Raw genomic sequence first — 23,499 nt, 5'->3', positions numbered from 1 at the left:
CCACGCCGGGGGTGCCGGGCACGTGCCCGGCACCCCCTTCAGGCGTCCGTCACGCGGCGGGCCACTTGATGTCGAACCAGATCTTCTCGCTGCGCTCGTTGTTGTTGGCCAGGCCCTGGACGTAGCCGACGTCCTTGCCGTGGTCCTCCTGCTCCAGGATCGACCGGACCTGCAGCGTGGTGGTGGCCGACTCGCCGGCCTCCAGGCGGGTGCCCTCGCACAGCCACTGGGACAGGTTCCAGTCGAGCAGCACGCACTGCTGACCCGGGACGAGCCGGGCGGTCTGCGGCAGGTGGAGCACAAAACGCGCCTCGTCCTGGTACCTGCTGGTGACGGTGACCCGCAGGTCGCCGACCGGGTACAGCTTGTCCCCGACCAGCTGGACGTCCTCGGGCACCGCGTTGACCAGGGCGGTGGAGGCCGGCACCGTCGTCGGGATCTCGGCGACCGGAACGGTGGTCGCGTATTGGACCGGAGCGGTGGCCAGGGCGTCCTGGGCGAGCGCTGCCGCGGCCGGTGACGCACCGGCCAGGGTGGCGGCCACTGCCGCGGTGCCGACGCCGAGAGCCAGACGCTTGTTCATGTGTTTCTCCCCGTGGTTCGAGCGGCTGTCTGCCGCCCTGTCATTAAATCCGATGAGATCCACTATGGATTTGTTCTGGCTATCAGGTAACGGGTAGGTAACGACTCCAGGCGGTGTGCCGGGCCCGGAGTTCGGCGGCGGTCAGGTCGGCGCGGCCGAGGGAGGCATAGTTCGGGTGCCACTCCTCGACGGTGCGATCGGCGCTGGTCACGGCCCGGCGGTCCCAGAACGCGACGTCGGGCACCGTCGTCCCGGCCGCTCGCTGGTAGGCGTTCAGGAACATGTCCGCGGTCGGTGCGCCGTGCAGCAGGAACAGGTCGAGACGGGCCCAGCCGACGTCGAAACCGCGCGGCGCCCGGCACGCCCCGGACCAGTCGACGACACCGGTGATCTCCCGGCCGGTCCACAGCACGTTGCCGGCCCAGAAGTCGAAGTGGGTCAGCACCGGATCGCCGTCGAACGGCAGGTCACGCAGCGGGCCGACCCGGTCCAGGGGGACGGCGTGGATCCGGGCCAGGACCCGGCCCAGTTGCTCGGCGGCCACCTCCGGGGGCATCGAGGTGAGGTCGGTGCGGCCGGGCAGACAGGTGATCAGGGTGGCGGGGGTGCCGGTCCGCTGCCCGGTGGGGTCGGCGGCGATCAGCTCGGGCGCGAGGCCGTCCAGACCGTCGAGCGCGGTCAGCACGGCGGCCTGCCGGGTGGCGGCGGTGTCGCCGGCCGGGTAGCGGTGCAGCACCATCCGCCGGGCCGGGCGGGCCGTCCGCACCAGGTGGGTGACGGCGTGTGTGCCGCCGGCGAGCTGCCGGACCACCCGCGCCGGGTCCGCCGAACCGGTCGGCTCGGCGGCCCAGCGCAGGGTGGTGGGTGAGGGTTCGGCAGTGGTCACGTACCGATGTTGGCCTGCGGTCCGGCGTAGGTGCGCAGCAGGGTCGGGACGTCGGCCGCCGCGTCCAGGGTGTACGCGTAGAAGCTGGCCGGGGTGAAGGCGGAACCGCTGGTCACCTGCTTGCCGGTGCAGCTGACCAGGATGCTGCCGCTCTGCCGGAGCTGGGCGGTCGCGTCCGGATAGAACGGGTCCTTCACACTCTGGAAGTAGCTGTTCTCCAGCACCATCTTGGTGGCGCCCCGGGAGTAGTTGCCGTACGAGGACACGTTCTGCAGGTAGTTGTTGTAGAGGTGGGCGTACGCGACGTTGTCGGTACTCGGGTTGCGCTGCCCGGTGTCGTGGATCCAGTTGTGGTGGATCGTCATCCGGGCGGTCACGTTGTCGGTCCAGCCGATTCCGAACGCCTTGTTGCCCTCGGTCAGGACGTTCCACGACACCGTCAGGTACGAGGTGTCCTTGCGCGAGTCGATCAGCCCGTCGTTCATCCGGGTGATCAGGTTGTGGTCGATCCAGATGTGGTCGGCGGTGTCCATCTGGATGCCGTCGTAGTCGTACACGTCGTCATCGGGGTCGTCGTCGGCCATCCGGGTGTCCCGGATCGTCAGGTTCCGGATGATCACGTTGCGGGTGCCGGCGCCCAGGAAGAAGCCACCGCCGACGATCTGGCCGTTCGTGCCCACCCCGACGATCGTCTTGTTCGACGACACCGGGATCTCGGTGCCCTTCGGGCTGATGCTGATTGCGGCGTTCACCCGGATCACGTACGAGCCGGACATCGCCGCGTACCGGGCCAGGTCGGCCTGGGTGGTGACGGTGACCGTGGTGCCGCCCGCCCCGCCGGTGGTGCCGCCGCCGGTCGACGCGAAGCCGTCCGGGGTCGACGGCCAGGTCCGGCCGGCTGTCGACACGAAGCCCCACTGCTTGTTGGTGTTGGCGGTGCAGGTCTCGGTGATGATGGCTCCGCCGGAGGCGGTGGAGGCGTCCTTGTCGGACATGCAGAGGCCGGTGCCGGTGTTGATCACCTGGTAGGTGTTCGAGCCGCTGGCGGTGAGGGTCCACTGCTGGCTGGTCTGGGCGGCGCAGGGGTACTGCTGCAGCTGTCCGCCCGATCGGGCGTCGACGCATTTGCCGCTGTTGACGTTTTTGATCTGGTAACCGGAGCCGGAGGTGACGAGGCTGAACTGCTGCCAGGTGGAGTTGCTGGTGCAGCCCCACTGCTGGAGCAGCGCGCCGTCGGCGGTGGAGGCGCCCGGGACGTCCAGGCACATGCCGGACTTGGTGACCTTCAGCTGATAGTTGACGCCGGTCGACGGCGCCGCGGTGGACGGGGCGGACGGGACCAGGACGGCCACCGCCACGAGCAGTGCTGCCGCGAGGAGTCTGCGCATCGCTCAGCCCACCGGGTTCCAGCCGTCGGAGCCCGCCAGGTACTTCTGCGGCGTGTAGTTGGCCGCGGTCGACGCGCTCATCTGCGGACGGTTGCTGTTCGTGGTCGCCCCCGAGCCGGTGTTGGCGTACTCGAAGAACCGGGCGTTCTTCCAGCTGTTGCTGGACATGTCGGTCCACGGCTGCCCGGTGGCGATGGTGGCGCTCATGCTGGTCTCGCGGTAGAGGACCTGCGCGGCCGGACCCCACGGGCGGCCGAGCTGGGTGGTGTTGTTGGTGGCACCGGTGATGGTGCTCCGGTAGATCAGGAAGCCGTACGGATTGGCCGCGTCGGTCTTGGCCGCGGTGATCGGGCCGCCGGTGCTGCGCTTCTGGTAGATCGCGGTGGCGTTGAAGACCGCGGTGCCGCCGCCGAAGATGAAGTCGACGGTGCCCTCGACGTAGCTGTTCTTCACGTAGTGCCGGTAGTTGTTGATCAGCAGGGTGTCCTGGGCGCCGAGGAACCGCACGTTGTCGAAGACCGACCGGTCGCCGTTGAGGTTCGCGGCCACCGCCTGGCTGCCCTCGCCGTAGTCGTTGGAGATCGACAGGTTGGTGGCGGCGAAGTTCGCGCCGTTGACGAACACGGTGGCGCTGCCCGAGGTGCCCCAGCCGCCGGCCGAACTGTGGTTGTTGACGATCACCGTCTGGCTCGCCGACGACCCGAGACCCTGCAGCGTGATGTACGGCTTGTTCGCCGGGATCGTCACGATCTCCCGGTAGGTGCCGGCCTTGATGGTGATGGTCCGGCGGGTGGTGTTGTTCGCCGGGACGGCGTCGACCGCGGCCTGCACGGTGGTGTACTGGCCGGTGCCGTCCTTGGCCACGGTCGCGGCGGCGGTGCTCTCGGTGGCGAAGGCCCACTGCTTGTTGGTGTTGGCGGTGCAGGTCTCGGTGATGATGGCTCCGCCGGATGCGGTGGAGGCGTCCTTGTCGGACATGCAGAGCCCGGTGCCGGTGTTGATCACCTGGTAGGTGTTCGAGCCGCTGGCCGTGAGCGTCCACTGCTGACTGGTCTGGGCAGCGCAGGTGTACTGCTGCAGCTGCCCGCCCGATCGCGCGTCCACGCACTTGCCGCTGTTGACGTTCCTGATCTGGTAGCCGGAGCCGGACGTGACGAGGCTGAACTGCTGCCAGGTGGAGTTGCTGGTGCAGCCCCACTGCTGGAGCAGCGCGCCGTCGGCGGTCGAGGCGCCCGGGACGTCCAGGCACATGCCGGACTTGGTGACCTTGAGCTGGTAGTTGACGCCGGTGGAGGGAGCGGCCTGGGCGGGTTGGGGGAGCCCGGCCAGCACTGCGGTGGTGAGGAGCAGGAGTGCGAAGAGTCTTCGCATGGGGATTCCTCTCGGGGACGGGGGATCAGCGGAGACCGGTGGTGGCGATGCCTTTCACGAGGTACTTCTGACCGGCGATGAAGAAGCCGATCACCGGGGCCAGGGACAGGAACGACATGGCGAACATCTCGCCCCACATGCTCTGGCCCTCGGAGTCCATGAACTGCCGCAGCGCCAGGGGGACCGTGTAGAGCTCGGGGTCGGTGAGATAGAGCAGCGGGGCGAAGAACTCGTTCCACACCGAGATGAACGTGAAGATCGCGGTGGTGGCGAACGCCGGCAGGCAGAGCGGCATGATCACCTTCCAGAACGTCCGGAAGGGGCCGCACCCGTCGATCCGGGCCGCGTCGTCCAGCTCCTGCGGCAGCGACCGCATGAACTGGACCATCAGGAAGATGTAGAACCCGTTGGTGGCCAGGAAGTGCGGGACGAGCAGCGGATAGTACGTGTTCAGCCACTCCAGCCGGTCGAACATCACGTACTGCGGCACCACCAGCACGTGACCGGGCAGCATCATCGTGCCGAGCATCATCGCGAAGAACAGCTTGCGGCCGGTGAACCGCAGACGGGCGAACGCGTACGCCGCCAGCGAGCAGGACAGCAGGTTGCCGACGATGCTCAGCACCACGATGACCAGCGAGTTCGTCAGGTAGATCTCGAACGGCTCGCTGAGCGACGTCCAGCCGCGGGCGTAGTTGCCGAACTCCCACACCGACGGCCACAGCGACTCGTCGGTGAAGACGCTGTCGCTGCGCTTGAGCGAGCTGGAGATCATCCACAGCAGCGGGTACATCATGACGATGCCGACGCCGCTGAGCAGGACGTGCTTGAGGAAGCGTGGCCGTGTCCGCCTCTTTGGCGGCGTCGTCTCCGGCTCTGTTTTTGTGGGGCGGGTCAGGGTCAGCGACATGTGAGGCCCCGTCAATTGTCGTAGAAGACCCAGTAACGGGCCGCGAGGAAGTTGACCACGGTGAAGCCGGCGATGATCATCAGCAGCAGCCAGGCCATCGCGGACGCGTAGCCCATGTCGAACTCGGCGAAGCCCTTCTGGTACAGGTACAGGTTGTAGAAGAGCGTCGACTGGCCCGGTCCGCCGGTGCCGTTGCTGATCACGTACCCCTGGGTGAAGGTCTGGAAGGACGCGATCAGCGACTGCACCAGGTTGAAGAAGATGATCGGGCTGAGCAGCGGCAGCGTGATCGACCGGAACTGCTTCCAGCCGGACGCACCGTCCATCGAGGCGGCCTCGTAGTACATCGCCGGGATCTGCCGCAGCCCGGCCAGGAAGATCACCATCGGCGAGCCGAACGTCCACACGTGCAGCAGGATCAGCGTGCTCAGCGCGTACCGCGGATCGGACGCCCAGCCCGGCCCCTGAATGCCGAACCAGGCCAGGAAGTCGTTGACGACCCCGCTGTAGCCGAAGATGTAGCGCCACAGCATGACGATGGCGACGCTGCCGGCCAGCAGCGACGGCAGGTAGTAGATGCTGCGGTAGATCGCCAGCCCGCGGACACCCCGGTCCAGGACCATCGCCACGGCCAGCGCCACCATCAGCGACAACGGCACCGAGACCACCGTGTAGATCACGGTGACCTTCAGCGACTGGTGCAGCGTGGCGTCGTCCAGCATCCGCCGGAAGTTCGCCAGCCCGGCCCAGGTCGGCGGGGTGAGCAGGTCGTAGTCGGTGAACGCCAGGTAGAGCGAGGCGAAGAACGGGACGATCATGAAGACCATGCCGCCGAACCAGGGCAGCAGGAACAGGTAACCGGCCCGGTCCTGCCGTCGCCTAGGCCTGCTGATCGCGGTGGTCACCCGGCTATGGCCTTCCGCGCCTCGGTGATGAACTGCTCGCCGGCCGCCGCGGTCTTCAGCCGCCCGAACTCGACCTCGGTGCCGATCGTCTTCAGGATGTTGGTGAGCTTGCTGGCGCCGACCGGGTACGGGTACGACGGCGGCAGCTTCTCGTTCTGCAGCGCGCTGAGGAACTCGGTGGCCCGCTTGTTGTCGGCGTCCAGCCCCGGCGCGATCTGCTCGGCCACCGCCCGGTTCGGCGGCACCCCGCGGGTGGCGCCGGCGGTCCGTGCCGCCTCCACGTCGTTGATCAGGAAGTTCAGCAGTTTCAGTGTCTCCATCGGGTGCTTGGAGTTCGCCGCGACCGACCACAGCGCCGGGGTGTCGATGGACTGCCCGCGCCGGGTGGTCTCACCCGGGATGCGCAGCATGACCAGGTTGCCGCCGCAGGCCTGGTTGTAGCCGAGCAGGTTGTTCGACGGGATGATCTGCGAGGCGATCGACTTCTTCGCCAGGTACGACTGGGCCGGGGACGCGCCGTTGTTCTGGTCGATGAACCCGGCCGGCGGGAACGCCTTCGCCGCGCGCAGCCCCTCGGTCAGGTCGAACCAGGCGGTGATCGTGCCGGCGGTGGCGCCGAGCCGGCCGTCGGCGGTGAAGAAGTCCTCACCCCGCTGACGGGCGAAGACCAGCAGGTTCGCGACCGTCCACGGTTCGAAGTTGGCCCCGTACACCTTGCCGCCGCTGGCCCTGGTCACCTCGGCGGCGAACGTCTTCAGGTCGTCCCAGGACCAGGTGTCGCCGTTCGGGATCGTCACGCCGTACTTGTCGGTGAGGGCCTTGTCGACGACAAAACTGATCGTGTTGAGGCCGGACGGGACGCCGAAGATCTGCGGGCCGACCTCGCCGAGCGCCCGGGCCGGGGCGGTGAGCCCGGACAGGTCCAGGTGCTGCGCGTGTTCGGCCAGGTCGAGCAGGGTGCCGCGGTCGGCGTACTCACGCAGGCTGTCGAACCGCATCGCCATCAGGTCCGGCGGGTCACCGGCGGCGAACCGGGCGGCGAGCTTGTCCTTGTACGGCGAACTGTCCTGGTACTCGGTCTTCACCCGGACGCCGGGGTTCGCGGTCTGGAACAGGTCCAGGGTCTTCTGGGTGAACTCGGCGCGCTGGGCGTCACCCCACCACACCATGTTGATCTCGATCTTGCCGTCGTCGGCGCCCTTGCCGCCGAAACCGCGACCGCAGCCGGGCAGGGTGGCCGCGAGCCCCGCCGTCCCGGCGAGCACCAGCGCCCGACGGCGGCTGAACGCCTGGGTGTCCATCGATGTCCCTCCCGGTGCCGGTGATTTGTTTCAGTGTTTTATCTATCGAGTGGCGTCCATGTCAACAGGGGTCGCGCCATTTGTTTCAGACGTTGACCTAATCGGGCGGCGTCGATAAGTTGCGGCGCATGACGAAGGCCCACGAACTGCGCTGCGCCGGCCGGGTCGTCGCCCGCTACGTCTGGGATCCCGAGCTGCCGGCGACCGTCTCGCCCCGGCCCTACCTGCACCCGGTCACCACACTCGGCGGCACCACGGTCACCGGCTTCATGCCCGGCGACCACGTGCACCACCTGGGCGCCAGCATCGCCGTGCCGATCGTCAACGAGGTCAACTTCTGGGGCGGCAGCACGTACGTGACCGGACGCGGCTCGGTGCGCCTGGACAACCACGGACGGCAGGCACACCGGCGCTGGCTGCACCGGACCGGCGACCGGGTGTCGCACGAGCTGCACTGGACCGGGCGGGACGGGACGCTGCTCGCGGTGGAATCCCGGGACCTCGCGGTCGCGCAGCTGACCGGCGACGCCTGGATGCTGCGGGTCTCGTACACGTTGACCAGCGCCGGCGGGCTGACCATCGACAGCCCGGCCACGCGGGGGCGGGCCGGAGCGGGGTACGGCGGATTCTTCTGGCGGGCACCGGCCGACCTGGACCGGGTGCACGCCTACGGCCGCGACTCCAACGGCGACGTGCACGGCAGCCGTGACCCGTGGGTGGTCCTGAGTGGCGCGGGTGCCACCGGGGATCCGTGGACGCTGATCTTCCAGGCCGCCGGGGAGGCCGCCGTCGACCCGTGGTTCGTGCGGGCCACCGACTACGCCGGGGTGTGCTCGGCCATCGCCTGGGACCGGCCGCTGGTCATCGCCCCCGGCCGGACCTTCACCCGCCGGCTGGCCGTGGTGATCGCCGACGGGCCACCCCGCGACGCGACGATCCGAGCAGCTCAGGAGGCGGTGTGACCGAGTACCGGAACCCCATTCTGTACGCCGATTGGCCCGACCCGGACGTGATCCGATCCGGTCACGACTACTACCTGGTCGCGTCGAGTTTCAACCGGGTGCCCGGACTGCCGCTGCTGCACTCCACCGACCTCGTGCGCTGGCGGATCGTCGGGCACGCGCTGCGGCGGCTGATTCCCGAGGACTCCTACCGCGTACCGAAACCGGGGTGTGGGGTGTGGGCTCCCTCGATCCGGGAACACGCCGGCCGGTTCTGGATCTGCTGGCCCGACCCCGACCACGGCATCTACGTGACCAGTGCCGACCATCCGGCGGGGGAGTGGAGCGAACCGGCGCTGGTGCTGCCCGGCCGGGGCCTGATCGACCCGTGCCCGCTGTGGGACTCCGACGGGCGCGCCTATCTCGTGCACGGCTGGGCCAAGAGCCGGTGCGGATTCAACAACCAGCTTTCCGCGTACGAGACGAGCACCGACCTGTCCCGTCCCCTCGATCAGGGGCGCATGATCGTTGACGGTCACGCGATACCGGGCTGCCGGACGCTCGAAGGCCCGAAGTGGTACCGCCGCGACGGCTGGTACTGGATCTTCGCCCCGGCCGGTGGGGTCGCGCAGGGCTGGCAGTACGCGATGCGTTCCCGGGACGTGTTCGGCCCCTACGAGCCGCGGATCGTGCTGTCCCGGGGCGACACCGACATCAACGGCCCGCACCAGGGCGCCTGGGTCGACACCCCGGACGGCGCGGACTGGTTCGTGCACTTCCAGGACCTGGACGCCTACGGCCGGGTGGTCCACCTCCAGCCGATGACCTGGGACGACGAGGGTTGGCCGGTCATCGGCGCCAACGGTTCCCCGGTCCGCACCCACCCGGTCCCGCAGGTCCGCCCTTCGGCACCGCCAGCAGCCGGTGACATCGCCCTGGGGGACGGCTTCCCGGCGGCGGTCGGCGGCACCTTTCCGGCAGGCGGTCTTCTTTCACCGGCGACGGTCGGCGACACCTTTTCCGGCGGGCGGCCCGGCCCGTGGTGGAGCTGGCCGGCGAACCCGTCGCCGGAGTGGATCATCGGCCACTCCGGCGACGGATTGCGCCTGCGCTGTGTGCCCGGTGGTGACGACCTGCGCGCCGCGCCGAACCTGCTCGGGCAGCCGCTGCCCGGACCGGACGTCGTCGTGGAGACCGAGGTTCGCCTGGACGGGGCGGTCGGATCGCGGGCCGGGCTGGCGGTGCACGGTCGCACATACGCATGGATCGGTCTGGAACGACGACCCGCCGGAACCTTTCTGACCTGCCGTTTCGCCCAGTCCGAGACCGAGACCGGAGCCGAATCCGGAGGCAACTTCGGAGGCGAAGGCAGAGGTGGAGGTGAGGTGGAGAAGGACGCGGCGGCGCCGGTCGCGGTCCCGGAGAACGTCGGGATGCGGCTCCGTCTGACCGTGACGGCCGGGATGGTCACCCGGTTCGCCGCCGAGTACGGCGGTGAACGGTGGGAGTGCGACTCACCGTTCACCGCCACCCCCGGCGGCTGGATCGGCGCCACCCTGGCCCTGTTCGCCACCGGACCGTCCGGCCACGCCGACTTCCCGCACTTCCGGATCACCCGATCGGAGTCCCGATGATCAGCACGCTTCTCCTGGCCGCGATCACCGCGATAGCTCCGCTGCCCGCCGCCCCGGCCACCACTGCCTTTTCCGCCGCGACCGACGCCCGCGCGGCGGCTACCGGATTTGCGGCCGGGACCACCGGTGGGGCGGGCGGCGTCATCGTGTGGGCTGAGACCCTCGATCAGCTGCGGACCTACGCCGCCGCCGGCGAACCCCTGGTCATCCGGGTGCGGGGCAGCATCGACGTGGATCCGTTCGGGGACATGGTCAGGGTCGCCTCGGACAAGACGATCGTGGGGGACGGAGCGGGCGCCGAACTCGTCGGTGGCGGGCTGTTCCTCAACGGCACGCACAACGTGATCATCCGGAACCTGACCATCCGGGACTCGTACATCCCCGGCGACTTCGACGGCAAGAGCGCCGACAACGACAACGACGGCATCCGCCTGGACACCGCCGACCACGTGTGGATCGACCACAACCGGATCGAGCGGGTCGGTGACGGCGGCATCGACATCCGCAAGGACTCCACCGACGTCACCCTGTCCTGGAACGTGATCAGCGACATCAACAAGGCGCTCGGCGTCGGCTGGACCAGCAACGTGCTGACCAGGCTGACCGCCCACCACAACTGGATCCGCAACACGGTCCAGCGCAACTGGAGCATCGACAACACCGCCGCCGCACACCTCTACAACAACTACCTGGAGAACGTCACCCAGTACGGCACGATGAGCCGCAACAACGCCCACGTCCAAGTGGAGAGCAGCGTCTTCGACCAGGTCAACGACCCACTGGTCGTCTACGGATCGACCGCGACGTTGATTCAGGTCAACAACCGATTCCGCGGTACGACCGGACGCCACGACAGTGCCGGCGAGCCCTTCGACATCCCCTACGAGTACCAGCCGGATCCCGTCGACGAGGTGAAGAACCTGGTCACCAGGCACGCCGGGCCGCAGAAGGCCACCGCCCGGGGTTCCCGCACGATCACCGTGGCGCTGGACGGCACCGGCGACTACGGCAGTCTGCTCGCGGCGCTCGGCGCGACCCGCGACGTCCGTGGCCCGGTCACCATCCGGGTGGCGCCGGGCTACTACCGCGAGCAGGTGCGGGTGTGGCCGAGTCAGTCGGACGTGACCATCACCGGCCCACCGGACGCGGTCGTCGCCTACGACCTGTCGTCGAGCGCGGACAAGTTCTACGGCGGCCCGCTCGGCGCCGACGCGGCCACGTTCACCCTGCTCGGCGCGGGGACCACGATCCGCGGCCTGACCATCACCGGCACCGGGGCGCCGGCCGTGCGCTCGATCGGGGACCGCACCACGCTCGCCGGGACGACACTGACCGGGCTGCTGGCCGGAGCCGGGCGCACCTACCTGCGCGACTGCACCCTGCGCGGCGGTGGCGACCTGATCACCGGGCCGGGTGCCGGAGTCCTCGACCGGTGCACGCTGCTGCCGGACACCGGCGCGACGATCGCCGCACCGGACACCGCCCCGCTCCGGCCGTACGGAATCCTGATCGTCCGCTCCTCGGTCTTGGGTCCTGCCGACCAGGGAAGCGTGCGCCTGGGACGATCCGGGCAGGTCGTGGTGCGCGACTCGGAGCTGGGCCCGCAGATCGCCGCCGATCCGTGGAGCGGGCCGCGGGAGCGTTTCGGCGAATGGGCCAACACCGGTCCCGGTGCGATCGGCGCCGACCGGCCGCTGCTCACCGCCGCACAGGCGCGGGCGTTCACGGTCGATACGTACCTCGGCGGCTGGCGTCCCCGGGTCTGAGCGGATCGATGGCTATCCTGCTGGGGAATCGACCGACCCGCCCGGAGGCAGCCGTGACCGGTGACGCCACAGCCACTCTGCGACTCACCGACCGGGTGGTCGCCGAGTACTCGTGGCGTCCCGATCTGCCGGTGGCGCTGGCGCCCCGCCCGTACCTGCATCCGGTCCGCACTCTGGGCGGTGTCACGGTGACCGAGCTGATGCCCGCGTCGCACCGGCACCACCTGGGTGTCAGCGTGGCCGTCGCCGAGGTGGACGGCGCGAACTTCTGGGGCGGGCGCACCTACATGCCCGGTCACGGCCCGGCCTGGCTCGACAACCAGGGCACCCAGGCGCACACCCGGTGGCTGCGGCGCGGCCCGGACCGGCTCGGGCACACGCTGCGCTGGACCGGCATCGACGGTGCCGCGGTGCTGACCGAGCGCCGGGAGCTGTCCTGCCGGCCGGTGTCGGCGGACGCGTGGGCGCTCGACTTCGGGTTCTCGCTGACCAACGTGACGGTCCGGGAGCTGCCGTTCCGTAGTCCGGCGGTGCACGGGCGGGCCGGCGCCGGTTATGGCGGCTTCTTCTGGCGGGCGCCCCAGCCGGGTTCGCCGGTGCGTGTCGACTCGGCGCGGGGGACGGCTGTGCACGGGCGTACGGCCGACTGGTTGTCGGTGAACGGCGGCGACTGGACCCTGGTGTTCCTCGGTGCCACCGCCCGTACCCGGGCCGACCGCTGGTTCGTGCGCACCCGCGACTACCTGGGCATCGGCTCCGCCCTGGCCTGGGACGAGCCGCTGCTGCTGGCCCCCGGCGACACCCTGGAGCGGCGGATCGTCACGGTGATAGCCGACGGCCCGGTCAGCCCCGCGCGGGCCGCCGCCTACGCGGGCGAACTGGCCGCATGACCCGCCCGGTACACCGGGTCGCGCCCGCCACCGACACGCCCGTCCGGCAGGACAGTCTGCGCGCGCACAACCTGATCCTCACGTTCCGGCAGATCGTCGGGGCCCGGCGGGCGCCGCTGTCCCGGATCGAGCTGGCCACCGCCACCGGCCTGACCCGGCCCACGATCAGCCGGATCGTCGACGAGCTGCTGTCCGCGGGGCTGATCGTGGAGGCCGAGCCGGCCCGGTCCGGCAGCAGCGGCCGTCCCCGGGTCGGGTTGAGCCTGGCGCGTACCGGGCCGGCCGGCCTGGGCCTGGACATCCGCGACGACACCGTGTCGGTCTGCGTCGTCGACCTCACCGGAACCGTCCGGCACCTGGCCTTCGCCGCCCACACCGGGAGCGCCTCCGACCCGGCGGCGACGCTGCGGAACCTGGCCGGGCTGGCAGACGGCGCGATCCGGGCGGCGCGGGCCGAGGACCTGACCGTGGTCGGTGCGACACTCGCCGCGCCGGGACCGGTCGACGCCGGGGTCGTGCGGTTCGCTCCGGCGCTCGGCTGGCGCGACGTGGACGCCTCGTCCGCGCTGCGCGCCCTTCTCCAAGCCGATTTTCCGGTACGCGTGGAGAACGACGCCGGTCTGGCGGCGCTCGCGGAACTGTATGCGGGCGGCCCGGAGCTGCGCGATTTCGTGTGCGTGAGCGGCGAGTTCGACATCGGCGCGGGCCTGGTGCTCGGTGGCATGCCGCTGCGCGGGTCCAAGGGGTGGGGCGGAGAGCTGGGCCACGTGATGGTGGACAGCGCCGGCCCGCCGTGTGCCTGTTCCGCCTCCGGTTGCCTGCAGTGTTTCGCGGGCCTACGGCAGATCCTCGGGTCCGCCGATTCCGGGGGTTCCGCCGGTTCTTTCGGGGACATGCCACCCGCCGTAGCCATCGACGCTTTGGCGTCCGCCGGTTCACCCGAGATCCTGGCCGCCCTGGACCAAGCCGCCGTCACCCTCGGCACAGCCCTCTCAACATTGATCAACCTGGTCAACGTTGATGTAGTCCTACTAGGCGGCGGTTACTCCATCTTCCCGTCCTGGCTGACCGACGGCATCCAGCGCGAACTGAACAACCGAGTGCTGACCAGCAGATGGTCACCGATCGAGGTCCGCCCGTCCCTGCTGGGCCCGGATGCCGCTGTGATCGGTGCGGCCCTGAGCTCGGTGGACGAGGTGCGCCGCGACCCCAACAGGTGGCTGGCCGCGGCGCGTCCCGCGGTCAGTACACGTACGGCCAGGCCGAGGAATCCCAGCCCAGCAGGTTGATGCCGAGCTTCGCCGTACCGGAGGAGTTGTAGTAGTGGTAGACCAGCACGTCGGCGTCGGTGTCGGCGAAGACCGACGGATGCCCCGGGCCGTGGATGGCGTCGTGGGAGGCGAGGATCTCGGTGCCTCCGCCCGCGGTGGTGTAGGTGCCGGCCCGGTCCCGGTACGGCCCGGTGATGCTCGTCGACCGGGCGACCATGGTTCGGTACGTGCTGGACGCGCCCTGGCAGCAGAAGTCGAACGACATGAACAGGTAGTAGTAGCCGTTGCGGTAGTGGATGACCGGCGCCTCCACCGACTTGCTGTTCACCGACCGCTCGGCGATGTTGTAGAGGGTGGCGTCGGCGCGCAGCCCGGTGCCCGGGTTCAGCTTGACCATCTTGATGCCGGACCAGAACGAGCCGAACGTCAGCCACCACTCGCCGCCGGAGGTGACGGTCAGGTTCGGGTCGATGGCGTTCCAGTTGCTCGACGTGGTCGACTCGATCACCCGGCCGACGTGGGTCCAGCTGCCGGACGCGCCGGTGGTGCTGGTGGCCAGGAAGATCGCCGACTTGCTGGAGCCGAAGGTGGAGGCCGAGTAGTACATCCAGTACTTGCCGTTGCGGTACGAGATGTCCGGGGCCCACAGGTTGGCGCCGTTGTTGGTGTAGGCGTTGGCCCAGGACGTCCCGTTCGGGAACGCCTTGCCGGCGTCGGCGAACGCGGTCCGGTCGCTGGAGGTCTTCAGCGTGATCCCGTCACCGGTGTGCGCGAGCAGGTAGCCGCCGGTCGGCCGCTTGATCATCGACGGGTCGTGCACGTTGGTGGACCCGGTGACCACGCCGGGCCCGGGGTAGGCGTCGGCCCGGGCGACTCCGGTCCCACCCACGCCGAACGCGAGCAGGCCGGCGAGACCGGCGAGGAACAGTTGACGAATACGCATGAGGTATCGCCTCCGCAGGGGAGCTGGGGATGAGCGGCCCACTCGGGGAAGCGGGACCGCACCCTCCTCGACGGGGAATCGAGGAGGTTCTATTTCATGTATGTTAACGATAACAATCGATCCGTCAACCCGTGAGTCACAGTCGGCTCAGGATGAACGCCAGGTGATGCGACGTACCCCAGGCGATCCACTTCGTCGCGTCGCCGAATCCGCGGTCGCCCCTGGTGCGTTCGGCCAACTCAGCGTCACCCCAGGAGAAGCCGGCACCCTCCGGCGGCCAGTGGTCGTTGCTCATCAGGGTGGCGCAGAGGTCGCCGAAGCTGTCGTAGCCCTTGCCGTGCTTGGCCCAGCGGTAGATCCACCACCCCTCGTCGGCCGTGTAGCGCAAGCTGGGGATCGGGTGCCCGCCGGCCGGTGGCAGTGGCCGGGGATGGCCGATGCCGTAGTCGCCGAACTGGTACCCGAGATCCCTCGTTCTCAGTCGGAGGGTTGCCTCGTGTCGCTGGAGCAGTGTCGGCTGATTCTTCGGCAGCTTCGAGATGCTCGCCGGCATCGAGCCGGCGGCGACGGTCACCGAGTTCCAGGAGTATCGCCGAACCCAGTGGCCGACAGCGCGCACGACCGATTCGGCGTGCCGCAAGCCGTCGGCCGACATGATCTCGCGAAGTTCGATGATCAGGTCGCATCCCTCGATGAACAGGCCGGTGTCGGCGGCCAGCGCTTCCACATCGGAGCCGGCCGGGTCGCCGCCGTCGCGGCCGAGGCGGGCGATCCAATGCCCGCCATTCAGTTCGGCGGCGTGTCTGAGGCCGGGGAGCAGTGTGGGGTCGGCTCGCGGCCGGATGACCGGGCGAACCGGGGTGCAGAAGTTGTCGAGTGCGTCGGAGATCTCGCGGAGGGGGTCCAGTGGGTCTCCGGTCCCGGCTTCGAGTCGATCGAGGTCCACGCCTATCGAAAGGCCTGGAGGCAGGAATTTCCGGGATCTGGTGATGAACTCGCGAACATCCGCGGTGGTTCCCCGGCCTCCGGCCATTACCTCGATGATTGGCAGCACATCTCCGACCTGGGTGCCTCTGAGCTTGCTCAACGCCTCGAACTCGCCCTTGCGGCCGCTCAGGATCGGGACATACGCCATAGGAGCCACCCCTGACTTGCATCGACTGTACTTAAAGTAGTCGATGCGTCACGGAAGGTGAAACGTCTGCCGGGCGCAGAATCGTGAGGTGTCCGGGGTGGGCCGGTGGCAGGGTCGACGGGTGACCGCTTTCGCGCTGCAGGCGCAACCCACCGATGCCGCCTCCTGGCTGGAGCTCGCCCGGCGGGCCGAGGCCGCCGGGTTCGACACCCTGCAGGCCGCCGACCATCCCGGCAGCTGTGCCGCGCCGCATGTCGCGCTCGCCGCCGCGGCCGCCGTGACCAGCCGGATCCGGCTCGGGGCCTACGTCGCCAACGCCGGCATCCGGGAACCGCTGCTGCTCGCCACCGACGTCGCCACGCTCGACGTGGTGTCCGGCGGGCGGGCGTTCCTCGGGCTCGGCGCCGGCCACACCCCGGCCGAGTGGCGGGCCGTCGGTCTGGAGCGTCCCGACGTCGCCGGGCGGGTGGACCGCTGCCTGGGCGTCGCCGACGCGGTCCGGAAGCTGCTCGCCGGCGAGACGGTCACCGCCGACACCCCGCACCTGCGATTGTCCGACGCCCGCCTGGACAAGCCCCGCCCGGTGCAGGACCGGATCCCGCTGCTGCTGGGCACCGCCAACACCCGGATGCTGCGGTGGGCCGGCACCCACGCGGACGTCGTCGGCCTGACCGGTTTCGGTCGCACCCTCGCCGACGGCCACCAGCACGACGCCCGCTGGCGCCTGGACCAGATCGACCGCCAGGTCGAGGCGGTACGGTCCGGGACCGGTTCCCCGGCGCTGGAGTCCCTCGTCCAGGTCGTGGAGATCACCGACGATGCGGAGGCGGTCGCCGCTCCGCACGCCGAAGAGATCGGCATGTCCGTAAGTGATCTCCTGGAGGTGCCGTTCGTGCTGATCGGCGCGGTCGCCGAGATCCGGTCCGCGATCGTGCGCCACGAGAAACGGTGGGGCATCACCCGCTACGCCGTCCGGACGCCCGCCTTCGAGGCGGTCGAGGCGATCAACGCGACGTCCGATCCCCGCTAAAAGTCGAGTCGTATCTGCTCGCTGTGTTCAGCGTGCAGTTTCCTGGTCCTGGCTTTCCCGCTTGGCCGCCGCGCCGTTGGGCGTGACGTCTCATCGGGGGTCGCCGTTCGACCTGTAGTGACGGCTCGTGGGTTTTGCTCGGCAGAGGCTTCCCGTTGCCGGGCAGCTGCCGTACCTGCCGGGCCTGCCGCGTGCACGGCGGGATCGGTGGACACGGTTGACCTCGCGAGGGCCTTTTGCTGCCCTCTTGTTGCGATTCGGGCCGCGAGCGCGGCCCGAAGATCTTCGTGGATGTACGCGCTGGATGGTTGGTCGGGGTCAGTCAGTTGGACGCAGGCGCCCATGGCTGCGGCGACCAGGTCGCGGTCTCCGATCAACCCACACGTCGCGCAGCGGTGGGTGCGCTGGGTCAATGGCTTTCTTTTTCGTAGACCGCACGGGCATTGCTGAGACAGCGCGGTCTGCGATGTTCCTGCACGTAGGAGCCGGCCATCGGCCATTGCGCATTCGAGCTTGAGGCCGGCGATGAACATGCCGGGTGAGAACAGTGCGATGCCTCGGCCCCAGAGCTTCGCCCAGGTACGGATGTCGGTATGTTCCACCACAAGACGAGGGCCGTGGGTGGCGACGATCCTCCGGGCAATGTCACGGGCCCTGGCCCGTTTCGCCTGGGTACTCGACCGGCTGGCGGTGGCGTGCTCAGCCCGGGTTCGGCGGTAGGCGGCCGACAGTGTGTCTTTTGCGTACGCCTGTCTGGGGATTCCACCTGCGTTCGCGACTCGCGGGCCAAGTGGGGTCGGCACCTGTCGGGCGCTCAAGCCGGCACCCGCGCGGCGTGCGGCTCGCTTCGTCTGCCGGGCAGACAACTCGTATTGTTCTGGATTGCTGTTACGCCGGGACCGGTCCAGGGCGCGTTGTCGACGCCGTGCGATCAACCGTTCCTGCTCAGCTGAGGCTCGCTGCTGCGCGGTAACGCTGATCATGCTGGTGGCGAGGTCACCGACGTCGGTGTGACTGGCAGGCATGGACACGACTGCGAGGTTCGAAACGTTGCCGTCCACGCCACCTACGCGATCCTGCGGTGCGGCCGACCGGATCGCGGTAACAGCAGGGCTGGTCCAGCCGCGGTCGAGGATCATCAGATGGGCGTAGTACCGCCAGCCGCCGGGAGCTTTTGGATCCTCGACCCTGACCAGGTCGATCTTGTGCCATCGATCGGGGCTGCCGAGGAAGTGAACAAGGCGCCCCTGCCGTCCCGGCCCCTGCGGCAACCGGACCGGAAATACCAGGTCCGGGCGTGACCCGGCACCGGGAAACACGACTGTCAACGGACCTTCATGATCCCACCAGCCGCGCCGACCCGGTGGACGTTGTGGCACCGTAAGCTTTCCTGGCTGCTGTTGGGGATATATGGTCCAGTGCGCGTCGAGGCTTCCTACCAGCCGGAACGTTTCCCATGTATTCAGTTTTGTATGCGAGCGGGCCCGACCGGGAATCCGTGTCGACGTCCACCATGTGCCGACCCGGGGTCTACCGTTCCGGGTGCCGGCCGAATTGGAAAACAGATGTCGCTCGACGGTCGCCCAGACTTCATCCGCGAGGTGCATCACCAGGGCCTTGGACAGGTGACGACCCAGCCACCCGGACCTGTCTACATGCCGTGCTGCGGCCTGCTCAAGTGCGGCACGTGACAGCCCGAACATCTCCCGCGCGCGTTTCGGCCCGCCTTCGGTTGCCCGGAGCCGTCCCGCGGTCCAGTAGGCATCCACTCGTGACCTGGCTTGAACCTGCAACGTACGGCGTAGCTGCCAGATCGCACCGAATAGATTTTCGGCCCGATGACGGGTGGACGGATCACTGGCATCGAGCTCCAGCCGGATGACCGCGGTAGGGGCATCCTTTGCTCGCCGCCAGTTCTGTTGCTTCGATTTTCCGCGGGTCCGGCGAGCCGGCGCCTGTGCCTCCACCTCGCCCCCCGTTCTGTACACCTGTTCGATTCGGCATCGTAGCCCCTCGGAATCTGCATCGACCACTCCGGACTTATCCGCTAGCGGTCACCCGCGCGGCACGGTTGGATCGGTGGTCGTGACAGACGATTCTTCGGTACGTCCCTCGCGTGCCGCCCTCGCTGCGGCTGCCGTGACGGTGGTGTTGTGGGCGTCCGCGTTTGTGGGGATCCGGGCGGCGGCGCCGCACTTCACGCCCGGTTCGCTGGCGCTCGGGCGGTTGCTCGCCGGCGCGGTCACCCTGCTGATCATGATGGTGGTGAGCCGGCAGGGGCTGCCGCCGCGCGCGGCCTGGCCGGGGATCGCGATCTCCGGGGTCGTCTGGTTCGGCGTCTACAACGTGGCCCTCAACTGGGGTGAGGAGCTCGTCGACGCGGGCACCGCCGCCATGCTCGTCAACATCGGGCCGGCCGTGATGGCGTTGCTGGCCGGCTGGCTGCTGCGCGAGGGTTTTCCGCCACGGCTGCTGGCCGGTATGGCGGTGTCGTTCGCCGGAACGGTTGTTGTCGGGTTCTCCATGTCCGGAAACGGTCAGGCTTCGGTGCTCGGCGTGGTGCTCTGTCTGGTCGCTGCCGTCACCTATGCGGCAGGTGTCGTCGCCCAGAAGCCGGCGCTCAAGCACGCGACGGCGCTGCAGGCCACCACGTTCGGCTGTGTGATCGGGGCGGTCGCGTGCCTGCCGTTCGCCGGTCAGCTGGTACAGGACGTGGCGAAGGCGCCGCTGGCGATCACCTTGAACGTCGTCTACCTGGGTGTCTTCCCGACCGCGATCGCGTTCACCACCTGGGCGTACGCACTGGCGCGGACGACTGCGGGACGGATGGGTTCGACTACGTACGTCGTACCGGCAATCGTGGTCCTGATGTCCTGGATCTTGTTGGGTGAGGTGCCGGGCTGGCTGACTCTGATCGGTGGCGCCCTGTGCCTGGCGGGTGTCGCCGTCTCCCGCAGCCGCCCGGCGGTCAGAACCGCTGCGCCCGCAACGCCTCCAGCACACCCGGATAGAGCCGTGTCTTGATCGTGCCGAGGGTCGGCCCGGCCTTGCCCGCCTGGGCCGTGGCCAGGGCGATCGCGGTGGGCAGCACCTCGTCGGCCGGGACGGCCTGATCGACGATGTGCCGTGCGGCGGCCTCGGCGCCCCCGAAGCGCCGGGCGGTGACCATCGCCTCGTGCGCGACCTGCGGAGTCAGTCGCGCCTGGATCAAAGCACTCATTCCGGGCGTGAACGGCAGGTCGATGTCGACCTCCGGCAGGCACCAGAAACCGCGGTCCGCGCGCATGATCCGCAGGTCGTGGGCCATCGACAGCATGGCGCCGCCGGCGAAGGCGTGCCCGGGGATCGCGGCGACGGTCACCAACGGCAAGGTCAAGAACCTGGCGAGCATCTGCTGTACGGAGGAGACGTAGGTTTCCAGCTGTTCCGCGTTGGCGGCCACCCATTCCAGGTCGAGCCCGAGGCTCCAGTGCTTGCCGGAGGCGGTGGTGACCAGGGCGGCTGGTCGGGTGGCCTTCTCCACCTCGTCCAGCAGCGTGTTGATCTCGGTGAGGGTGTCGGGGTGCAGGCGGTTCTCGCCCGCTCCCAGGTCGAGGACGTAGACGTCGTCGTGGCGGTCCAGGGTCGGCATGCCGGGCCTCCTTAGTTACTTGTCGGTAACATAGCGCACCAGCCCCGGTTCGTCGATGACTCGGTCCACGGGCACAATGGGAGGGTTGGTTTGGCGGCGAGCCCCTCAGGAGGAACGGTGGCCCTTCAGCAACGGCCGGAGAAGTGTGTGGTGGCCGTCGACGGCCCGTCCGGATCGGGCAAGTCCACCGTTTCCCGGCGTCTCGCGACCGCGGTCGACGGGGTGTACCTCGACACCGGGGCGATGTACCGGGCCATCACCTGGGCGGTGATCAACGGCGGCGCCGACCTCAACGACCCGGATGCCATCGCCAAGATCGCCCTGGAGACCGAACTGTCGATCGGCACCGACCCGGCCGCCCCGCACTTCGCGGCCAACGGCACCAACGTCGACGAAGCGATCCGCGGCCCGGAGGTCACCGGCGCGGTCTCCGCCGTCGCCGCCGTGCCGTCGGTCCGCAAGCACCTGGTGGCGCTGCAGAAGGCCATCATCGCCGGGCACCCGCGCATCATCGTCGAGGGCCGCGACATCGCGTCGGTCGTCGCCCCCGACGCCGACCTGAAGGTCTACCTGACCGCCTCGGCAGCCGCCCGCGCCGCCCGCCGCAGCGCCGAGAACTCCGCCGACGTCGCCGCGACCGAGGCCGACCTGGCCCGCCGCGACAAGCTCGACTCCAGCCGGGCTGTCGACCCCCTCAAGCAGGCGTCCGACGCCCTCGAGGTCGACACCACCGGCATGGGCATCGACGAGGTCGTCGCCCACCTCCTGCATCTGCTGAACAGCAAGGTAAGTAAGTGACTGAGCTTCCCGCCGGCCTCGATCTCAACGACTTCGAGGGTGGATTCGATTTCGGCTCTGCTGATCCGTCGTCGACTTCCGAGGAATTCACCGGCCCTGTCCCTGTCGTCGCCGTCGTCGGCCGCCCCAACGTGGGCAAGTCGACGCTGGTCAACCGCATCATCGGCCGTCGTCAGGCGGTCGTCGAGGACAAGCCCGGGGTGACCCGGGACCGTGTCCCGTACGACGCCCAATGGACCGGCCGCCGTTTCACCGTCGTCGACACCGGCGGCTGGGAACCGGACGCTAAAGACCGGGCAGCGGCCATCGCGGCACAGGCCGAGATCGCCGTGCAGACCGCCGACGTGGTCATCTTCGTCGTCGACGTGTCCGTCGGCGCCACGGACGTCGACGAGGCCGCCGTCAAGATGCTGCGCCGCAGCCACAAGCCGGTGATCCTGGTCGCCAACAAGGCCGACAACCAGAACCTGGAGCTGGAAGCCGTCTCGCTGTGGTCCCTGGGCCTGGGCGAGCCGTTCCCGATCTCGGCCCTGCACGGCCGCGGCTCCGGCGACCTGCTCGACAGCATCCTCGCCGCGCTGCCGGAGACCCCGCCCGTGCTGGAGGGTGCCCCGCGCGGCCCCCGCCGGGTGGCGCTGGTCGGCCGCCCGAACGTGGGCAAGTCGAGCCTGCTCAACCGCCTCGCGAAAGAAGAACGCGCGGTAGTCGACTCGGTCGCCGGAACCACGGTCGACCCAGTCGACAGCCTGGTCGAGATGGACGGCGAGGTCTGGCAGTTCGTCGACACCGCCGGCCTGCGCAAGCGCGTCCACCAGGCCTCCGGCACCGAGTACTACGCCTCGCTGCGCACCGCCGGCGCGGTCGAGGCCGCCGAGGTGGCCGTGGTCCTGCTGGACTCCGGCGACGTCATCAGCGAACAGGACCAGCGCGTCATCAGCCAGGCCATCGAGGCCGGGCGGGCGCTGGTGATCGCCTTCAACAAGTGGGACCTGGTCGACCCCGACCGCCGGTTCTACCTGGACAAGGAGATCGACCGCGACCTCAAACGGGTGACATGGGCGGTCCGGGTCAACATCTCGGCCAAGACCGGCCGCGCGGTGGACAAGTTGGCTCCCGCCATCCGCCGGGCCCTGGTGTCGTGGGAGACCCGCGTGCCGACCGGCGCCCTGAACCAGTGGCTGACAGCGCTGACCCAGGCCACCCCGCACCCGGTCCGCGGCGGCCGCGCCCCGCGCGTCCTGTTCGCGACCCAGGCAGGCGTGGCCCCGCCCCGCTTCGTCCTGTTCACGACCGGCCCGTTCGACGCCGGCTACATCAGGTTCATCGAACGCAAGCTCCGCGAGGAGTACGGCTTCGAGGGCAGCCCCATCGAGGTGACCGTCAAGCCCCGCAAGAAGCTGGGGCCGGGGGGTCGAGGAAAAGCCCATGGGTGAGGTTGGTAGTCTTTAGGAGATGTCGCGCGGGACTGATGTTCCGGGCGGGATCGGGCTGTAGCGCAGCTTGGTAGCGCACTTGACTGGGGGTCAAGGGGTCGCAGGTTCAAATCCTGTCAGCCCGACAGTAAGAGGGTTTTCGCAGGCCACAGGCCACGCGAAAACCCTCTTTTATCTTTGCCCATCGATTTCTGGGTGGTCTGGAGCCCTTGACCCGTGCGGGTGACATCGGCGAGCAGACGGAGATGGCCGGCGATGCCGGGGCAGCCGCGGCGTACCGGGCGGAGGCCGAGCGCGCCCGCCGCGCGGCATCGGTGTTGCGCGAGCAGGTGAGCCGGCCGGCCGGTGGCCGCAGCACTCCGGCTCCGGGTAGCGGTCAGCGGGCCCGCCGGCTGTAGCTGTGTTCCCGCGCGAGTGGGCCGACACTTGCAGCCGCGGACCGTCGGTGGAACGCGGGGTATGTGAGTGCGTCGCCTGCTTCGCTGATCGATCACTGGCCAACATGCATATACCGCTGTGTGGTGGTCAGCGATCCGTGTCCGGCGAGCCAGGTGAGGCGGTGTGTCGTAGTTCGTGGCGTCGCAGGTTCTCATATCCCAGCTCCGTTGCGACCTCATCCCCATGGGTGCCGTCGCGCAGCACTGCCGTATCGGTCCGCCCCTCGCGCGGACCCCCCGATGAGG

General features: G+C 69.2%; 21 protein-coding genes and 1 tRNA gene. 11 read left to right on the top strand and 11 right to left on the bottom strand.

Features of this window, described 5'->3' with window-relative positions; translation table 11 throughout:
* Positions 1-49: 49 nt before the first annotated feature.
* The 7 genes from Aco03nite_RS43270 to Aco03nite_RS43240 form a co-directional block, all read right to left on the bottom strand.
* On the bottom strand, positions 50-583 hold the full coding sequence (locus tag Aco03nite_RS43270; RefSeq protein WP_203807212.1) for a hypothetical protein: 534 nt from the start codon (positions 581-583) through the stop codon (positions 50-52).
* Positions 584-665: 82 nt separating this feature from the next.
* The gene (locus Aco03nite_RS43265) at positions 666-1,469 is read right to left on the bottom strand and encodes a phosphotransferase family protein (RefSeq protein ID WP_203807210.1); all 804 of its coding nucleotides are present in this window, start codon (positions 1,467-1,469) and stop codon (positions 666-668) included.
* Positions 1,466-2,857, bottom strand: coding sequence for an RICIN domain-containing protein (locus Aco03nite_RS43260; RefSeq protein ID WP_203807207.1), 1,392 nt, complete (start codon positions 2,855-2,857; stop codon positions 1,466-1,468). The genes Aco03nite_RS43265 and Aco03nite_RS43260 overlap by 4 nt, the downstream gene beginning before the upstream one ends.
* 3 nt (positions 2,858-2,860) lie before the next feature.
* Positions 2,861-4,228, bottom strand: coding sequence for a pectinesterase family protein (locus Aco03nite_RS43255; protein WP_203807205.1), 1,368 nt, complete (start codon positions 4,226-4,228; stop codon positions 2,861-2,863).
* A 25-nt stretch (positions 4,229-4,253) separates the two neighbouring features.
* Positions 4,254-5,138: a carbohydrate ABC transporter permease gene (locus tag Aco03nite_RS43250; protein ID WP_203807203.1), complete on the bottom strand. Its 885-nt coding sequence runs from the start codon at positions 5,136-5,138 to the stop codon at positions 4,254-4,256.
* An 11-nt stretch (positions 5,139-5,149) separates the two neighbouring features.
* Positions 5,150-6,043 carry a carbohydrate ABC transporter permease gene (locus Aco03nite_RS43245; RefSeq protein ID WP_239145916.1) on the bottom strand — a complete coding sequence of 298 codons (894 nt, stop codon included), beginning with the start codon at positions 6,041-6,043 and terminating at the stop codon, positions 5,150-5,152.
* A complete protein-coding gene (locus Aco03nite_RS43240) occupies positions 6,040-7,344 on the bottom strand; it encodes an ABC transporter substrate-binding protein (RefSeq protein ID WP_203807201.1) in 1,305 nt (434 codons plus the stop codon). Before Aco03nite_RS43240 ends, Aco03nite_RS43245 begins: the two co-directional genes overlap by 4 nt.
* Before the next feature lie 128 nt (positions 7,345-7,472).
* Here Aco03nite_RS43240 and Aco03nite_RS43235 point away from each other — a divergent pair, with 128 nt between their 5' ends.
* The 5 genes from Aco03nite_RS43235 to Aco03nite_RS43215 are packed head-to-tail and all read left to right on the top strand — an operon-like array spanning position 7,473 to position 13,864.
* Positions 7,473-8,306, top strand: a complete 834-nt coding sequence (locus Aco03nite_RS43235) for a DUF6807 domain-containing protein (RefSeq protein ID WP_203807199.1) — start codon at positions 7,473-7,475, stop codon at positions 8,304-8,306.
* Complete coding sequence (locus Aco03nite_RS43230) at positions 8,303-9,919, top strand: glycoside hydrolase family 43 protein (protein WP_203807197.1); 1,617 nt, start codon at positions 8,303-8,305, stop codon at positions 9,917-9,919. The genes Aco03nite_RS43235 and Aco03nite_RS43230 overlap by 4 nt, the downstream gene beginning before the upstream one ends.
* Positions 9,916-11,685 carry a pectinesterase family protein gene (locus Aco03nite_RS43225; RefSeq protein WP_203807195.1) on the top strand — a complete coding sequence of 590 codons (1,770 nt, stop codon included), beginning with the start codon at positions 9,916-9,918 and terminating at the stop codon, positions 11,683-11,685. The genes Aco03nite_RS43230 and Aco03nite_RS43225 overlap by 4 nt, the downstream gene beginning before the upstream one ends.
* Before the next feature lie 8 nt (positions 11,686-11,693).
* Positions 11,694-12,575 (top strand): DUF6807 domain-containing protein, encoded by an 882-nt coding sequence (locus Aco03nite_RS43220; protein WP_203807193.1) that lies wholly within the window; start codon positions 11,694-11,696, stop codon positions 12,573-12,575.
* Complete coding sequence (locus Aco03nite_RS43215) at positions 12,572-13,864, top strand: ROK family transcriptional regulator (RefSeq protein WP_203807191.1); 1,293 nt, start codon at positions 12,572-12,574, stop codon at positions 13,862-13,864. The genes Aco03nite_RS43220 and Aco03nite_RS43215 overlap by 4 nt, the downstream gene beginning before the upstream one ends.
* On the opposite strand, the gene Aco03nite_RS43210 is transcribed toward Aco03nite_RS43215, so the two are convergent.
* Both Aco03nite_RS43210 and Aco03nite_RS43205 read right to left on the bottom strand, forming a co-directional pair.
* On the bottom strand, positions 13,818-14,789 hold the full coding sequence (locus tag Aco03nite_RS43210; RefSeq protein ID WP_203807190.1) for an arabinan endo-1,5-alpha-L-arabinosidase: 972 nt from the start codon (positions 14,787-14,789) through the stop codon (positions 13,818-13,820). The two genes, Aco03nite_RS43215 and Aco03nite_RS43210, sit on opposite strands and share 47 nt — an antisense overlap.
* 136 nt (positions 14,790-14,925) lie before the next feature.
* Positions 14,926-15,924: a beta family protein gene (locus Aco03nite_RS43205; RefSeq protein ID WP_203807188.1), complete on the bottom strand. Its 999-nt coding sequence runs from the start codon at positions 15,922-15,924 to the stop codon at positions 14,926-14,928.
* Between the two features lie 121 nt (positions 15,925-16,045).
* On the opposite strand from Aco03nite_RS43205, the gene Aco03nite_RS43200 reads away from it, so the two are divergent.
* On the top strand, positions 16,046-16,954 hold the full coding sequence (locus Aco03nite_RS43200; RefSeq protein WP_203807186.1) for an LLM class flavin-dependent oxidoreductase: 909 nt from the start codon (positions 16,046-16,048) through the stop codon (positions 16,952-16,954).
* Here Aco03nite_RS43200 and Aco03nite_RS43195 read toward each other — a convergent pair.
* Positions 16,951-18,921 (bottom strand): zinc ribbon domain-containing protein, encoded by a 1,971-nt coding sequence (locus tag Aco03nite_RS43195; RefSeq protein ID WP_203807184.1) that lies wholly within the window; start codon positions 18,919-18,921, stop codon positions 16,951-16,953. The two genes, Aco03nite_RS43200 and Aco03nite_RS43195, sit on opposite strands and share 4 nt — an antisense overlap.
* A gap of 118 nt (positions 18,922-19,039) precedes the next feature.
* Between Aco03nite_RS43195 and Aco03nite_RS43190 the strand changes: the two genes are divergently transcribed.
* On the top strand, positions 19,040-19,978 hold the full coding sequence (locus Aco03nite_RS43190) for a DMT family transporter (RefSeq protein WP_239145915.1): 939 nt from the start codon (positions 19,040-19,042) through the stop codon (positions 19,976-19,978).
* On the opposite strand, the gene Aco03nite_RS43185 is transcribed toward Aco03nite_RS43190, so the two are convergent.
* Entirely contained in the window at positions 19,923-20,585 is a 663-nt protein-coding gene (locus Aco03nite_RS43185; RefSeq protein ID WP_203807179.1) for an enoyl-CoA hydratase-related protein, read from the bottom strand. The two genes, Aco03nite_RS43190 and Aco03nite_RS43185, sit on opposite strands and share 56 nt — an antisense overlap.
* Positions 20,586-20,702: 117 nt before the next feature.
* Here Aco03nite_RS43185 and cmk point away from each other — a divergent pair, with 117 nt between their 5' ends.
* The 4 genes from cmk to Aco03nite_RS43165 all read left to right on the top strand — a co-directional run bounded on the left by cmk (position 20,703) and on the right by Aco03nite_RS43165 (position 23,214).
* On the top strand, positions 20,703-21,383 hold the full coding sequence (gene cmk / locus Aco03nite_RS43180) for a (d)CMP kinase (RefSeq protein ID WP_203807177.1): 681 nt from the start codon (positions 20,703-20,705) through the stop codon (positions 21,381-21,383).
* Positions 21,380-22,816: a ribosome biogenesis GTPase Der gene (gene der / locus Aco03nite_RS43175; RefSeq protein ID WP_203807175.1), complete on the top strand. Its 1,437-nt coding sequence runs from the start codon at positions 21,380-21,382 to the stop codon at positions 22,814-22,816. The genes cmk and der overlap by 4 nt, the downstream gene beginning before the upstream one ends.
* A 51-nt stretch (positions 22,817-22,867) precedes the next feature.
* A tRNA-Pro gene (locus tag Aco03nite_RS43170) sits at positions 22,868-22,941 on the top strand.
* A gap of 84 nt (positions 22,942-23,025) precedes the next feature.
* Entirely contained in the window at positions 23,026-23,214 is a 189-nt protein-coding gene (locus Aco03nite_RS43165; RefSeq protein WP_203807173.1) for a hypothetical protein, read from the top strand.
* The last annotated feature ends 285 nt before the right edge of the window (positions 23,215-23,499 follow it).

Origin of the sequence: Actinoplanes couchii (assembly GCF_016862075.1) — a bacterium.
GTDB classification, from domain to species: Bacteria; Actinomycetota; Actinomycetes; order Mycobacteriales; family Micromonosporaceae; genus Actinoplanes; species Actinoplanes couchii.
The sequence above is the reverse complement of the archived record's forward strand: the minus strand, read 5'-3'. Positions and strand labels throughout refer to the sequence as shown.

Excerpts from the sequence above, each read along its gene's own strand:
- Aco03nite_RS43270 (WP_203807212.1), bottom strand. The coding sequence starts at position 583 with ATGAACAAGCGTCTGGCTCTCGGCGTCGGCACCGCGGCAGTGGCCGCC.
- Aco03nite_RS43260 (WP_203807207.1), bottom strand. The coding sequence starts at position 2,857 with ATGCGCAGACTCCTCGCGGCAGCACTGCTCGTGGCGGTGGCCGTCCTG.
- Aco03nite_RS43255 (WP_203807205.1), bottom strand. The coding sequence starts at position 4,228 with ATGCGAAGACTCTTCGCACTCCTGCTCCTCACCACCGCAGTGCTGGCC.
- Aco03nite_RS43250 (WP_203807203.1), bottom strand. The coding sequence starts at position 5,138 with ATGTCGCTGACCCTGACCCGCCCCACAAAAACAGAGCCGGAGACGACG.
- Aco03nite_RS43240 (WP_203807201.1), bottom strand. The coding sequence starts at position 7,344 with ATGGACACCCAGGCGTTCAGCCGCCGTCGGGCGCTGGTGCTCGCCGGG.
- Aco03nite_RS43235 (WP_203807199.1), top strand. The coding sequence starts at position 7,473 with ATGACGAAGGCCCACGAACTGCGCTGCGCCGGCCGGGTCGTCGCCCGC.
- Aco03nite_RS43225 (WP_203807195.1), top strand. The coding sequence starts at position 9,916 with ATGATCAGCACGCTTCTCCTGGCCGCGATCACCGCGATAGCTCCGCTG.
- Aco03nite_RS43220 (WP_203807193.1), top strand. The coding sequence starts at position 11,694 with ATGGCTATCCTGCTGGGGAATCGACCGACCCGCCCGGAGGCAGCCGTG.
- Aco03nite_RS43215 (WP_203807191.1), top strand. The coding sequence starts at position 12,572 with ATGACCCGCCCGGTACACCGGGTCGCGCCCGCCACCGACACGCCCGTC.
- Aco03nite_RS43210 (WP_203807190.1), bottom strand. The coding sequence starts at position 14,789 with ATGCGTATTCGTCAACTGTTCCTCGCCGGTCTCGCCGGCCTGCTCGCG.
- Aco03nite_RS43205 (WP_203807188.1), bottom strand. The coding sequence starts at position 15,924 with ATGGCGTATGTCCCGATCCTGAGCGGCCGCAAGGGCGAGTTCGAGGCG.
- Aco03nite_RS43185 (WP_203807179.1), bottom strand. The coding sequence starts at position 20,585 with ATGCCGACCCTGGACCGCCACGACGACGTCTACGTCCTCGACCTGGGA.